Raw genomic sequence first — 13,491 nt, 5'->3', positions numbered from 1 at the left:
ACCTTCCAGAACATGCTGAACATTTAATGAGACGCTGATGGAATCTAAGACAAGAATACTGATCGTTGAGGACGAAGGGGTGATCGCCCTTGAACTTCGGGACAGGCTCACCGACATGGGCTACGAAATCGTCGGGCCTGTACCCAGCGGTCAGGAGGCTATCGATCACGCCCGAAATCTTGTTCCCGACCTCGTCCTCATGGACATCATACTCGCGGGCCAAATGGATGGTATCGAAGCCAGCGAGATCATCAGGAACAGTTTGGACATACCTGTTATTTTTCTGACTGCCCACGCAGACGAACGTACCTTGCAGCGGGCAAAGGCGACCCAGCCCTTCGGGTATATCCTGAAGCCCTTCAATGAGAGGGAACTCCAGGTATCGATTGAAATGGCCTTATATAAGCATCAGAAAGAGAAGATGGCCCGGGAACGGGAAGAGTGGCTGAGTGCAACGTTGACAAGCATAGGTGACGCTGTCATAACCGTGGATGGCCGATCCCGCGTGACATTCATGAATGCAGCAGCCCAGGGGCTGACTGGCTGGAACGCCAAAGATGTCATAGGCAGGAAAGCGGCGGATATGTGTAATATTATACAGAACGACGGAGTGGATGCTGACCGGTTTATCTCCCAACGTGCCGTGCGAGAGGATATCCTCATTAATAAAGAAGGCAGAGAGATACCTGTTGATTACAACGCTGCGCCGATAAAGAATTACAAAGGAGACACTACAGGCATGGTCTTTGTTCTCCGGGATATTTCCGAGCGCAGGGCAGCCGAAGAACGGATCAAGTATCTCAGTTTTCACGACAAACTCACGGATTTGTACAGCCGTGATTATTTCGAGGAAGAGCTCCGACGCGTCGACACGCCGCGAGAACTCCCCCTCGCCTTGGTGATGGGAGATGTTAATGGCCTGAAACTTGTCAATGATGTATTTGGCCATGTTGAAGGGGACAGATTGCTCCGCAAGATTGCGGAAGCCCTGAAGGGTGCGTGTCGCAAGGAGGACATGGTAGCCCGCTGGGGAGGAGACGAATTTGTGGTTCTTCTGCCAAGAACGACAGAGACTCTCGCGATTGAATTCGCCAAGCGCGTGCGGGCTCTCTGCAGCGAGTCCGGTGGGACCCCCATACAACCTTCCATCGCTCTGGGAATCGTCACAAAGGAAAGGGCGGATCAGAACCTCGGTGAGCTTTTGAAGATTGCGGAAGACCGGATGTACAGGAACAAGCTGATGGAGCGCAAGAGCACACGCAGCGCAATTATTTACTCACTGCAAAAAACAGTGCAGGAGAAAAGCTTAGAGATGGGCGAGCACGCTGTGCGGCTGAAAAACATGTCGCTTGAAGTGGGTCGGGCGATAGGCTTGCCCGACGACAAGCTTGATGAACTTTCCCTGCTCGCCATGCTGCATGATATCGGGAAGCTCGCTATATCGGATCAGATACTGGGTAAGCCGGGCAGGCTGCTGCCTGAAGAGTGGGAGGCGATGCAAAGCCACCTGGAAATCGGCTACCGCATCGTGGAGTCGACACCGGAGTTGGCCCACATCGGGGAGGCATTGCTCGCCCATCACGAGTGGTGGGATGGGACCGGTTACCCGAAGAGGCTCAACGGCGAGCAGATACCTCTCATCTCCCGGATACTGGCTATTGTTGATGCGTATGACGTAATGACTCACGACCGGCCCTACCGGCTCGCGATGGGCAGGGATGAAGCGCTTCGTGAATTACAGCAATGCGCAGGCACCCAGTTTGATCCCCGGCTCGTCCAATCGTTTGTTCAGTTGATTTCCTCGAAGCAATCCGAAGATTCGGAAGCCACTGTCGGCCAAGTATCGGTCAGCTCTAGTTAGCGATCAGCAATCAGCCTTCAGCGATCTAAACCTGTCCATGCCGATTTGGATTCAAGATGCATACCGAGGTGCGCCGAACTCTGGGCTACGAAGGCGTACCTTGGGGTACGTCGAGGAACCAGATGCTCTTGCGTGGTACCCGGGCGCTTCCAAAACGATGTCCCCCGGTCGCCCGAAGGTAGGGGCTTGAAGGCGCGAAGGCGCATCCTACACCAAGTTGTATTCAAGCACAGAGCGAGGCGCTCAAGCCGTGACGAACGGAGGCGGCTAGAGTACGTCGCAGTGAGACGCGGCGCCGGCAACGAAGCTATAGGTTTGAAGACAACTTGGTGTTAGAACATGTAGCGGCGCATGTTGACGTTGAGCACCAACCCCGCCCCGATCAGGCTTGAAATGAGGGATGAGCCGCCGTAACTGATGAAGGGCAGCGGGATACCAACGACCGGCGCCAGATTTATGGCCATAAGAATGTTGATGGTGAACTGTATAAAGACGATGGATGTGATGCCAAAAGCTATGGTAGCGCCCACCTGATCAGACGCGCTTTGCGCGACCTTAAGACAGCGCATGATAAAAGAGACGAACAAAAGAAAGAGCACGACCGAACCGATAAAACCCCATTCCTCTCCAAAGACCGTGAATATGAAGTCAGTGTGATGTTCCGGAATGAAGTGGAGTTTGTGCTGGGTGCCGTTGAGGTAGCCCTTTCCCAGAAAACCTCCGGAACCGACTGCGATCTTTGCCTGAATGGAATGGTAACCGAACCCGGATGGATCCAGATCTGGATTGAGAAGGCTCAGGACACGCATTTTCTGATAGGGTTTCATCAGGTATTTCCAGAAAACCGGCAAGGCAGCAGCTGTAACCGCAAGAAGAAGGGCATACGTTGACTTTCTTAAACCGACGAACCAGAGAACAGAGAAGCACGAAAGCAGTATGACGACAGCTGTTCCCAGATCAGGCTGCTTGAGTATGAGCACGCACGGGATAAGAATGAGAACAAGAGGGAGCACAATGTCTCTCAAGCCAAGAGGTTCCTCTTCCTTCTTCTGATGGTGTAACACTGTTGCGAGCAGGAGAATCATGACCGGCTTCATCAACTCCGAGGGCTGAAACGCAACGCCGGCTATGTTGAGCCATCTCTTGGCTCCCCCCGCTATGGTTCCGAGAATTAGCACGACAAGGATAAGAAAAAGAGTGATACCGTAGAAGTATTTGGCATAGCTTGCTATTACCCTGTAGTCGTACGAGACGATCACAGCCACGGCGACCAGCCCGATACCCATGGCGAAAACCTGCTTTACCAGGAGGTTGTATGGTCCGCTGTCCATTGAGCGTGCCGCACTGATCAGGTTGAAAAGGCCCACCGCGATGAGGGCAAAACCGTTACAAATAAGATACCAGTCGAGGTGGTAGAGTCGTCTCTTGTCGATGTACATTCACTGATCCGTGATCAATTGGGCTGCAGTTGCGCCGACTTGATCTCTTTCTGCTCTTTAAAGTAGCTTTCTGTCACGATCTTTGCGATGGGTGCGGACATAGAGGCGCCGTGCCCTCCAAACTCCACAAGAATAGCCATTGAAAGCACGGGATCGTCACTCGGTGCAAAAGCAACAAACCATGCATGATCGCCCTTGCCGCTCCCCATGGAAGCGGACTGGGCTGTGCCCGTCTTCCCGCTTATGCTTATATTGGACAGTCGGGAAGCGTAGGCAGTGCCTCTCGGTTCGTTCACCACGCCCTTCATGCCCTCTTTGACGATCGCCATAGCCTGTTTATTCACCTTCGCGTTGGTCAGCATTACCGGCTCGAATACCTTGAGTACTTTTCCCTGGGGAGCTACTATCTTGTTTACGATCCTGGGCTTGAAGGTTACGCCTTCATTCGCTATAAACGACGAAAGCTGTTGAAGCTGCATTGGAGTAAGCCACACAGCTCCCTGTCCTATCGAAACGGAAACCGTCTCACCCTCGTACCACTTTTCGCCGTACGTCTTCAGTTTCCACGCGGTTGACGGCACCACACCAGCCTTCTCTCCTGGAAGATCGATCCCCGTGACCTTGGTCAGGCCGATAGTTTCAGCCATATCGTGTATGTTGTCTACACCCAGCTTCAAACCCAGATTGTAGAAAAAGACATCGCACGATTCCACCAACCCCCTGTGAACTGCAATCGAACCGTGTCCTTCTTTGCGCCAGCACCTGAATACCCTGTTTCCGTAAAAGAAGCCGCCCCGGCAAGAAAACGAGGTATTCTCATTGATGATGCCCTTTTCCAATCCTTTCAGAGCCAGCACAGGCTTGAAGGTTGAGCCCGGAGGAAACCTGCCCTGCGTCACCCTGTTCTGTAGCGGGTGCGTCTTGTCGGTAGCGATCTTGGCCCAGTAGTCTTTGGTGGCGCCTGAGGAGAGTTGGTTAGGATCAAAGGCCGGCCGGCTCACCAGCGTAAGAACACCTCCGTCCCGTGGATTTGTAACAATGCAACCGCCCTTCTTTCCTTCGAACGCACGCTCAACCGCGACCTGTAGATCCATATCGATATTGAGGTGAAGACTGTTGCCGGCGATGGGTTCCACCGTGTCGAGCACGCGCACTTCGCGGCCTGTCGCATCTACCTCTACCCGCTGTTCTCCGTCAATGCCCCTCAGGTACGATTCGTATCCCTTCTCCAGACCGAATTTGCCAACGTAATCGCCTGGCGCATATCCTTTATTGTCTTTGGCGGCCAGTTCCTCGCTGCTGATTTCCGACACATATCCGAGCACGTGAGCCAACATCATCCCGTACGGGTAGTTCCTCTTGGGTTCTATCTGTATGGTCACCCCCGGAAGATAGATCTTGTTGGCTTCCACTTTTGCCACCCGGTCTTTGTCCAAATCGGATTCGATTTTGACCGGGAATGAAGAAGGATAATCCCTGGCCTCCTTAAGTCTGGTGATGATATCCTCCCTGTCGAGCTGAAGGAGCTTTGCTACTCCATCGACCGTCTGGTTGAAGTCTCGTATGTCTTCTCGGATGAGGTAGAGGTTGAAAGATGGCCGCGTGTCAGCGACCACCTTACCCTTGCGATCATAAATCATGCCTCTCGGTGCTAGAATCTTCTTGATGCGCACTCTGTTCTGTTCCGAGAGTTTCCTCATCTCATCGCCTTTCAGGATCTGCAGATCGAACAGCCTCATGCAGAGGACGATGAGAGCGAGAAGAACGACTCGCCGGCACCACTTATATTTACCGTCGTTCACCGGTTCCATGTGTCACCCCACGCCATAGGGCCTCAGCTTCAGCCGCTCAAAGACGGGAAAGAGGAAGAGTGCAAGAACTGCTGTAAACACGGCATTGGGAAGAGAGAACTTAAGCACCGTCATGACAGCCCCTGCCTCGCCTTTTCCCAAAAATGCGAGTGCTATGAAAAGGGCTGATTCTAGCAATACAAAGCATGAGGATATAGCGGCAAAGAGATACTGAGATTCGATGTAGAGCCTGCTCCGCAAGAAGATGCAGGAGAGGAAGAGGAACACCTTGGTGAAGATCAGGGCACCGTGAGGTCCCACGGAAAGCATTTCTTCGGCGAATCCAACTATGAAAGCAGTGATAAGTCCTTCGAACGGACTCAGGAAGAAAGTCGCGTAGATGATGTAAGGAACTGCGATATCGGGTTTGGAGGATTCGATCGGAAGAAAAGAGAACAGGGCCGATTGAAGAACCATCAACGAGAGTGCCAGGGCGAGCGCGAAAGCCCTTCTTATCATCGGCGCACCACCAGGACTTCATCCAGCTTTCTGAAGTTGTTGAAGGGCATAACCTCCACTTCGGCGAAGAGACCCACGACATTCTTGTTGACGCTGATGACTACGCCTACGGGCAATCCTCTCGGGTACACGCCATCCTTGCCCGATGTAATCAGCCTGTCACCCGCCTCGAGATCATCGTTCTTGAGCACATACTTCATTTTCAGCGTCGTTCTGCCGGTGCCTGTGAGAATGCCCCGCGCCTGTTTGCCAGTGGCATACACGTCTATAGCCGAGTTTGTATCGATCAGAAGCATAACCTTCGTGTGCCATTGGTTGACCTCTACGGCCTGTCCTACCACTCCTTCGGGCGTAACCACGGGCATCTTCTCGCTGATGCCATTTCCACGGCCTTTATCGATAACGACGGATTTGAACCAGTTCGTCAGGTCTTCGCCAATGACACGCGAGGCGATGAGCGTGCCAGGACGCTGATCCATGAAGTGCAGCAACTTGCGGAGGCGCTCATTCTCTTTTTCCAGTTCGGCAAGTTTTTGGTTCTGGAGCTGTAGCGTCTCCACTCTTTTTTGAAGTTCACTATTTCTTTTTTTGACATGCACAAGGTTTGCATAGCTGTCGAAGACGTCATGAGTGAAGCGAAAGGGAGCGCTCAGCCCTCTAAGCGCAGGCCCGACCAGATTGGCAGCATACACTTTTACCTTGGAGTACCTTTTGGCAACAGGTCCAATATCGGTGAAAAGCAGAAATGATACAGCGAGGATAATCACCGCTGTGATAACGACCAGAGTACCCTTCAATGCTCCTCTATTAATGGGGCTCGCGTCGCCCCCTCCATCGGCAGAGCCGCCGGAGCCTCCCCTTCTCGCTCGCCGTGCTCGCTAGGCGGATTTTCCACTAAAATTTTGCCGCTATTTCTTTGAGGAGAGTCACTTCGTCAAGAACCCGTCCGGCACCTTCTACCACTGCAGTGGTAGGATTTTCTGCAACAATCACAGGCAGCCTTGTTACTTCCTTGATGAGCAGGTCCAGATTCCGAAGCTGCGCACCGCCGCCCGAGAGGACGATGCCCTTGTCTACAATATCAGCCGCCAGTTCGGGCGGCGTCCGCTCCAGGGCAATGCGCACCGAGTCCACAATGGCGTTCACCGGTTCTGCGATGGCCTCGCGGATGTCCTTAGAGGAGACTTCCAGGGTCTTTGGTATACCTCCCACAAGGTCGCGTCCCTTTATTTCCATGCTCATCTCGTGTTCGTTGGGAAACGGATAGGCAGAGCCTATTTCAATCTTGATCATTTCCCCGGTACGTTCTCCAATCAGAAGGTTGTACTTCCGTTTGATGTACTGGATGATCGCCTCATCAATCTTGTCTCCGGCTATGCGCACGGAATTACAATAGACGATGCCTGCGAGGCTTATCACTGCCACTTCGGTGGTGCCGCCACCTATGTCGACGACCATGTTGCCACTCGGTTCAGTAATAGGGAGCCCAACACCGATCGCGGCTGCCATCGGTTCTTCGACGAGATAGACTTCCCGCGCACCTGCGGATTCTGCCGACTCCTTCACTGCCCTCTTCTCCACCGGCGTGATACCCGACGGAATGGAGATCACGATCCTCGGCCGCGCATATGATTTCTTGTTGTGGATCTTCTGGATAAAATACTTGAGCATTGCCTCGGTGATTTCGAAATCGGCTATAACGCCATCTTTGAGCGGCCGTATAGCCACGATGCTCCCCGGGGTTTTCCCGAGCATCCTTTTTGCTTCCTCGCCGACGGCGATCACTCTTTTCACGCCCCGGGGATCCCGATGGACTGCAACCACCGAGGGCTCGTTGGTAACGATTCCCTTACCCTTGAGATAGACAAGGGTATTTGCCGTGCCCAGATCTATAGCCAGGTCTTTTGAAAGCCATCCAAAGAACGAATTGAACATTCCCTACCCCTTTGTAACCTTATGTAAGTATAGACTCTGTTGAAAAAACCGCCCTAATATACTATGTTAAAGGGTTAAAATCAACAGACTGGAGCACCAATGCTACGATTCATGAGGAAACACGCAACTGGCTGGGCGATAAAGATCATGTTCAGTCTGATCATTGTGGTCTTTATTCTTTGGGGTGTGGGGTCGTTCAGGGGGGGAGAGAAGACACTCGCGGAGGTTGGTCCATATAAGGTATCGGCTGCTGAGTATGAACAGAACCGCCAGAAGCTTCTCAATTTTTACAGGATGATCTATAGAGAGCAGCTGGATGAGAAAATGATGGCTCAGTTGAAGCTTAAAGAAAGTGTCATGAATCAACTGGTGGACAAGTACCTGATGCTTGTAAAGGCGGACGAGTTGGGACTCCGGGTTTCAGACAGAGAATTGACAGAGCATATCGCAAGCATGGATACGTTCAAGAGGGACGGCAAATTCAACAAACAGGTCTATATGGAGATCCTGAAACGAAGCGGTATCGATCCAAAGGCGTTCGAAGAAAGCGAAAAGCAGTCGCTCCTCGTTGCCAAGATGATGGCCATTCTCCAGGACAACGGTGTGCTGTTCAGCGATCGCGACGTGCGTGACAGTTATATGAAGGAACGGGGGCAGGTGCGGCTGGGGTATGCTGTTTTTGATCCGGCAGATTACAGAGAGCAGGTGCGCGTGCAGGACAAGGAGGTGGAGGACGCCTACGAGAAGGAAAAGGGGATATACAAGACTGAGAATACCTACCACCTCGCGTACATGGTTGTCGACGAGAAGAGCCCGGTAAAGGACGATCAGGCGTACATGGATCTTCTGAAGTCGAAAGATTTGACAGCGTATGCGAAATCGAAGGGTCTGGAACTGGTCGATCTGGGAATCATGAAAGAAAGCGATCTGATGGCCAGATTATCCCGTCTGAAGGTTGACACCTGGTTCAAAGGAATGAACCAGGGCGACATTTCGCTTCCCGTAAGAGAAGGGACGAAGTCTTACATTTTTCAGGTCGTGGAAAAAGCAGACGGAAAGCCGCTCAGTAAGGAAGACGCGTTGAAGATCATTAAGGCAAGAATAGTAGCTGAGCGGGCGAAGACACTCGCAAAAGCCAGGGCTGAAGAGGCCATCAAAGATAAGTCGACAAAGTTCTCGAAAGAGACGCCGCTCTTGTCGCGTCAGAGCCTTGAAATACCTGGGCTCGGACCGATACCAAGGGATGACTCCGGGCTTCTTTTGCTTTCTCCCGAGAAAAGAGTCTACGACAAGCCGGTGGAGTTCGGCGGTCGCTACTACGATTTCTCTTTTGCAGGGGAAAAGCAGCCTGACGAGGCTCAGTGGGAGAAAGAGAAAGACGCTTACCGGCAGTCCTACATAGTAAAGAAGCGGGCAGATTTTCTCACCTCCTTCCGCGAAGACATGAAGAAGCAGGTGAAAGTCAAGATCGAGTGGGACGCGTTCTAGCGCTACACTCAAAAAAATGTTCCGGGTTCCGAGTTGCGAGCTACGGGTTTCAGGAAAGACCTTGATGCTGCCAACGCTTCTCACAAGGGCCCGTTGCCTGGGTAGTGCTGCTTGATTCCTAGAAAACGTAACCCGGAACTCGTAACGTCTTTTCTCCCAACGGTCTTCCTATGATCGTTCTCGGTATAGACACTTCCTGCGACGACACGTCGATAGCCCTCCTCAAAGACGGCACAGTTCTTTCAAACGTGGTTTCCAGCCAGGTTCAGTTGCATAGTCTGTTCGGGGGAATTGTACCCGAACTCGCATCGCGAAAGCACATAGAGCTTATAGACCGTATATACGAGAAAGCGCTTGCCGAAGCGCGTGTATCGCTCGCAGATATAGGGTGCGTGGCTGTTACTAACGGTCCGGGTCTGATCGGGTCGTTGCTTGCAGGTCTCATGTTTGCGAAAGGTCTCTGCCTGTCGGCGTCAAAGCCGATGGTAGCTGTCAATCACGTTGAAGCGCACGCAATGTCTATCTTTCTCGAGCAGGCTCCGGTGTTTCCCTTTGTTGCACTTATTGTGTCCGGAGGCCACACGGTCCTTCTCCTTTTCGAGGAACCGTGTCGCTATCGTCTTATCGGGAGCACTCGGGATGATGCAGCAGGCGAGGCCTTTGACAAGATTGCAAAGTACCTCGGGCTGGGCTATCCCGGCGGCCGCGTCCTGGAAGAGATTGCAGCTGGTGGTCGTCCTGATGCGATTTCTTTTCCGCGACCAATGCTCGACGAAAAAAACTATGATTTTTCCTTCAGCGGCCTGAAGACCGCATTTGTCAATTTTGTCAAAAGACATGGCATTACAGAGAGCAGCCGGGCTGATATCGTTGCCTCCTTCCAGGAGGCCATCTGCGATGTGCTCTGTCGAAAAACGATGAAAGTTTTGAAGGATTATGACGTCACCACACTAGTGGTCGGCGGAGGTGTGGCAGCCAATGGGCGCTTGAGGGCTCTGTTCGAAGAACGGGCAGCGCGCGAGAAGTACCGCGTGCTCTTTCCTTCCCGCGACCTTTGTACTGACAATGCGGCCATGGTGGCTATCACCGGAGATTTTTACGCGGAAAGGAATCTCTACTCGCCCGAAACGGTAAAAGGCTTTTCACGCATGGCGAGGGGCTAGCGTGAGGCTAAAAAAGAACCTTTCGCAACACCTCCTGAAAGATAGGAATCTACTCGATAAGCTCGTAAAACTGGCGGACATAGGACCCGGGGACACTGTTGTGGAGATTGGCGCGGGGCAGGGTGACCTGACCCGGTCTATCATCCCGCGGGCTCGTTTTGTTCATGCTGTTGAGTTGGACAGACAATTCAGGGAACCACTGGAACGCCTGCGGGAACTTTTTCCAAACGTGAGCGTAACCTTTGGAAATATTCTCGATCTGTCTATCTCTTCGTTCGCCAAACAAGGCAGAGTCAAGGTGATGGGGAACATACCTTACAACATTACCGGAGATATCCTCTTCAAGCTGCTCTCGGAAATGGACGTAATCGAAAGTGCCCATCTGACCATGCAGAAGGAGGTGGGGGAGCGACTTGCAAGCGCGCCTTGCTCGCGGACCTATGGCGCGCTTTCCGTGGTATTCCAGTTGCATGCTTCAGTGAAATTTCTGCTCAAACTGAAACCGTCTCTCTTCATCCCGCCTCCCGAAGTGGAGAGTGCGTTCGTTGCGATCATATTCGATCAGGGCAGGATGAGAGCTGATGACGGCCTGGTTGATTTTATCAAAGCCTGCTTCCGGTACAAGAGAAAGTATTTGAAGCATTCGCTGGAACTCTTGTGCGGCAAGGAAGGAACAGGTGCCCTCTATTCGTTTATGGGTTTCCGGCCTTCCGTGCGCGCAGAGGAGATAGAACCAAAAAGTTACGAGCGGATGTATGCGTTTTTAAGAGTGCGTGGTTATGTTACTTGAAGCCATGGAGAAAACAAAGAGGATACGCATGCGGAGAGATGCATTGGGGTTCTTCAAGGCGGTATTGGAGTCATACGAAGAGGTGGCATTGATGAGCGTGCTTGACGGCAGCAAAGGAGAAGCGGAGATAATCTATCCGTCTTCTGCTGAAGAAACCCTCAGGGCGATCATAGAAGATATGGCACACTATGATATCCTCATCCAGGAGGTGGGCGATGCGCAGTGAGGCGCAGGTACTCGGGGCAATGCTCAAGGGGGGTGCAGTCTACGCGGATATCTTCGCGGAGAAAAGGACATACACGCACATCCAGGTGGAATCGGAGAAAATTGAGAAGCTGGAAAAGGGCCTGGATCAGGGTGTTGGTCTGCGGGTGATCACGCCGTGGAAGATGTTTCTTGCATCCACCACGTCTCGGGATGAAGAGCACCTGCTCGATCTTGCCCGGGACCTCGGCCGCATGGCGGGGGAGAAGGCTGCAGGAGAGATCAGAGAAGGGGTCCCCGTGCAGGGCCAGTATCCCTTTTCTATTCAAGTGAATCCCTGGGACGTGGAGATTGAAAAGAAAGTTGCGATTGCGCGCAGGATAGAAGCTTTGTCCAGGAAACTGGAGAAGCGGATCAAGCAGGTCAGGGTAATGTACCGGGACACGAGGCAGGAGGTAAAGATCACATCAAGCGAGGGTGCGCCCGTTCTCGACGAGAGAACTCAGATGATTATGACGCTTCTCGTAATAGGCGAGGCGAACAACCAGATGCAGACTGCCTACGAGGTAATAGGGGGCTTTTACGGATTCGAATTCTTCAGCGACGAGCGCCTGGAGATGTTCGTGTCGGGAACCGTGAGGAGGCTCGCCGGTCTGCTTGACGCTATCGAGGCGCCTATGGGCGCGAAGACGGTGGTTCTGGCCTCTGAAGCGGGCGGTACCATGATTCACGAGGCCATAGGCCATGGGCTGGAGGCTGATCTGGCCATGGAAGGCCTTTCGTGCTATAAGGGCATGCTGGGTGCTCAGATGGCAAGCCCTCTTATCAGTATCGTTGATGACAAAACAATTCCGCACATGCGGGGTACGTATGCGTATGACGACGAGGGGATCGCATCAGAGCGGACCCTTCTCGTGGAGAATGGTGTTCTCAAGAATTATCTCTTCGACCGGTTCCATGCCCTGAAATACGGCATGAAGCCGACAGCCAATGGAAGGCGCGAATCATTCAGGTTCAAGCCTATACCGAGGATGAGCAATACGATGATCCTGCCTGGTACCTCTGATCCTGAGGCGATTATAGCATCTGTGGACGATGGAGTGCTGGTGAGGAAGATGGGGGGAGGGCAGGTGGATACGGTGCGCGGCGATTTCGTCTTTGAGATACAGGAGGGGTATCTCATTGAAAAGGGGCAGATCGGCCCCATGATCAGGAACGCTACAATGATGGGCAATGGTCCGAAGGTGCTGCGGGATATTGATATGATAGGTACCGACCTGGGATTTGGCATTGGCACGTGCGGCAAGGACGGCCAGGGTGTGCCTGTGGCTGACGCACAGCCAACCCTGCGTATCCCTGAGATAGTTGTGGGTGGACGACAGCAGTAGGGCACGGCACGTAACGGGCATTCCGCAGTATGCTTGCGTGCCGACCATCGTGAATCAGGAGTGACCACGGTTATGGATGTACTCGATGCAGTGAGGGAAAGAAGATCTGTAACCTTTTTTGAACAGGGCCGGACGATTCCTGACGCAACATTGAGGGAGCTTATCGAGCTTGCCAATCTTGCCCCGTCATCGTTCAATCTCCAGCCCTGGAAGGTTGTGGTCGTGCGGGATGCGGAAAACAAGAGATTGCTCCGCCGTTGCGCCCTCGATCAATCCAAAATTGAAGAGGCATCTGCAGTCTTGATCATACTTGCCGACCCTGATGTCGAGGTGAACCTCAATCCTATGCTTGATAGCTGGGAGCAGCTCGGCTACATCAAAAAGGCCAGCAGAGAGACGATCACCGCTATGGTGAGAAGGCGGTACGGCCGCGAGGGCAGCTGCGAAAGAAATGTGTTCGCCGCCAAGAATGCAGCGCTCTTTGCGATGAGCATCATGCTGGCGGCAAAAGGCTTCGGTCTTGATACTCACGCGATAGACGGGTTTGAGGAGGCGCCGATGAAGAAAGCCTTTGGCATCCCTGATGACAAACTGGTGGTCATGCTTATCGCGCTCGGGTATGTGAGACGTGACGCTCTTATTCTGCCCCGAGCCTTCCGGCAGCCCTTCAATGAGTTCGTGCATTTTGAGGCGTACGGTGCGGACGCTGGTGAGAGCCGGCGCTGAGTTACTGCGAGTATTAGGGCTTGACCTATCGGACTCTGCACAGCCATCTGAAAACTTCCTGAACTGTTGAATCCTCCCGAGCCGCGGCGCACTCACGATTATAAGCGGAAATTGCGGATCTGACCCCCCCGCGCTTCAGACGCCCACAGCTGATGCGCCGTCATTGGCTTACTTTGATAGCACTGGAT

At 52.9% G+C, this 13,491-nt stretch carries 12 protein-coding genes; 7 read left to right on the top strand and 5 right to left on the bottom strand.

Features of this window, described 5'->3' with window-relative positions:
* The first annotated feature begins 37 nt into the window (after positions 1-37).
* Entirely contained in the window at positions 38-1,861 is a 1,824-nt protein-coding gene (locus VMT71_09190; protein HVN24136.1) for an HD domain-containing phosphohydrolase, read from the top strand.
* A gap of 332 nt (positions 1,862-2,193) precedes the next feature.
* Here VMT71_09190 and rodA read toward each other — a convergent pair whose 3' ends face one another.
* From rodA to VMT71_09165, 5 genes are all read right to left on the bottom strand, one after another.
* On the bottom strand, positions 2,194-3,300 hold the full coding sequence (rodA, locus tag VMT71_09185; GenBank protein ID HVN24135.1) for a rod shape-determining protein RodA: 1,107 nt from the start codon (positions 3,298-3,300) through the stop codon (positions 2,194-2,196).
* A 14-nt stretch (positions 3,301-3,314) separates the two neighbouring features.
* The gene (gene mrdA, locus VMT71_09180) at positions 3,315-5,111 is read right to left on the bottom strand and encodes a penicillin-binding protein 2 (protein ID HVN24134.1); all 1,797 of its coding nucleotides are present in this window, start codon (positions 5,109-5,111) and stop codon (positions 3,315-3,317) included.
* Between the two features lie 3 nt (positions 5,112-5,114).
* Positions 5,115-5,609 carry a rod shape-determining protein MreD gene (gene mreD / locus VMT71_09175; GenBank protein HVN24133.1) on the bottom strand — a complete coding sequence of 165 codons (495 nt, stop codon included), beginning with the start codon at positions 5,607-5,609 and terminating at the stop codon, positions 5,115-5,117.
* Positions 5,606-6,406: a rod shape-determining protein MreC gene (mreC, locus tag VMT71_09170; GenBank protein HVN24132.1), complete on the bottom strand. Its 801-nt coding sequence runs from the start codon at positions 6,404-6,406 to the stop codon at positions 5,606-5,608. Before mreC ends, mreD begins: the two co-directional genes overlap by 4 nt.
* 97 nt (positions 6,407-6,503) lie before the next feature.
* Positions 6,504-7,544 carry a rod shape-determining protein gene (locus VMT71_09165; protein HVN24131.1) on the bottom strand — a complete coding sequence of 347 codons (1,041 nt, stop codon included), beginning with the start codon at positions 7,542-7,544 and terminating at the stop codon, positions 6,504-6,506.
* 99 nt (positions 7,545-7,643) lie between these two features.
* On the opposite strand from VMT71_09165, the gene VMT71_09160 reads away from it, so the two are divergent.
* The 6 genes from VMT71_09160 (at position 7,644) to VMT71_09135 (ending at position 13,303) form a co-directional block, all read left to right on the top strand.
* Complete coding sequence (locus VMT71_09160) at positions 7,644-9,032, top strand: peptidylprolyl isomerase (protein HVN24130.1); 1,389 nt, start codon at positions 7,644-7,646, stop codon at positions 9,030-9,032.
* Positions 9,033-9,202: 170 nt separating this feature from the next.
* Complete coding sequence (tsaD, locus tag VMT71_09155; GenBank protein HVN24129.1) at positions 9,203-10,195, top strand: tRNA (adenosine(37)-N6)-threonylcarbamoyltransferase complex transferase subunit TsaD; 993 nt, start codon at positions 9,203-9,205, stop codon at positions 10,193-10,195.
* A 1-nt stretch (position 10,196) separates the two neighbouring features.
* Positions 10,197-10,985 carry a 16S rRNA (adenine(1518)-N(6)/adenine(1519)-N(6))-dimethyltransferase RsmA gene (rsmA, locus tag VMT71_09150; protein HVN24128.1) on the top strand — a complete coding sequence of 263 codons (789 nt, stop codon included), beginning with the start codon at positions 10,197-10,199 and terminating at the stop codon, positions 10,983-10,985.
* Positions 10,975-11,211 carry a DUF4911 domain-containing protein gene (locus tag VMT71_09145; protein HVN24127.1) on the top strand — a complete coding sequence of 79 codons (237 nt, stop codon included), beginning with the start codon at positions 10,975-10,977 and terminating at the stop codon, positions 11,209-11,211. Before rsmA ends, VMT71_09145 begins: the two co-directional genes overlap by 11 nt.
* Entirely contained in the window at positions 11,201-12,577 is a 1,377-nt protein-coding gene (locus VMT71_09140; GenBank protein HVN24126.1) for a TldD/PmbA family protein, read from the top strand. Before VMT71_09145 ends, VMT71_09140 begins: the two co-directional genes overlap by 11 nt.
* A gap of 72 nt (positions 12,578-12,649) precedes the next feature.
* Entirely contained in the window at positions 12,650-13,303 is a 654-nt protein-coding gene (locus VMT71_09135) for a nitroreductase family protein (GenBank protein HVN24125.1), read from the top strand.
* The last annotated feature ends 188 nt before the right edge of the window (positions 13,304-13,491 follow it).

This window comes from Syntrophorhabdales bacterium (assembly GCA_035541455.1).
GTDB lineage: Bacteria > Desulfobacterota > Syntrophorhabdia > Syntrophorhabdales > WCHB1-27 > JADGQN01.
This window is presented reverse-complemented; position numbering and strand designations above follow the sequence as displayed.

Coding starts and splice junctions, on each gene's coding strand:
- VMT71_09145 (HVN24127.1), top strand. CDS start 10,975: ATGTTACTTGAAGCCATGGAGAAAACAAAGAGGATACGCATGCGGAGA.
- VMT71_09165 (HVN24131.1), bottom strand. CDS start 7,544: ATGTTCAATTCGTTCTTTGGATGGCTTTCAAAAGACCTGGCTATAGAT.
- VMT71_09190 (HVN24136.1), top strand. CDS start 38: ATGGAATCTAAGACAAGAATACTGATCGTTGAGGACGAAGGGGTGATC.
- mrdA (HVN24134.1), bottom strand. CDS start 5,111: ATGGAACCGGTGAACGACGGTAAATATAAGTGGTGCCGGCGAGTCGTT.
- mreD (HVN24133.1), bottom strand. CDS start 5,609: ATGATAAGAAGGGCTTTCGCGCTCGCCCTGGCACTCTCGTTGATGGTT.
- VMT71_09140 (HVN24126.1), top strand. CDS start 11,201: ATGCGCAGTGAGGCGCAGGTACTCGGGGCAATGCTCAAGGGGGGTGCA.
- rodA (HVN24135.1), bottom strand. CDS start 3,300: ATGTACATCGACAAGAGACGACTCTACCACCTCGACTGGTATCTTATT.
- tsaD (HVN24129.1), top strand. CDS start 9,203: ATGATCGTTCTCGGTATAGACACTTCCTGCGACGACACGTCGATAGCC.
- VMT71_09135 (HVN24125.1), top strand. CDS start 12,650: ATGGATGTACTCGATGCAGTGAGGGAAAGAAGATCTGTAACCTTTTTT.
- VMT71_09160 (HVN24130.1), top strand. CDS start 7,644: ATGCTACGATTCATGAGGAAACACGCAACTGGCTGGGCGATAAAGATC.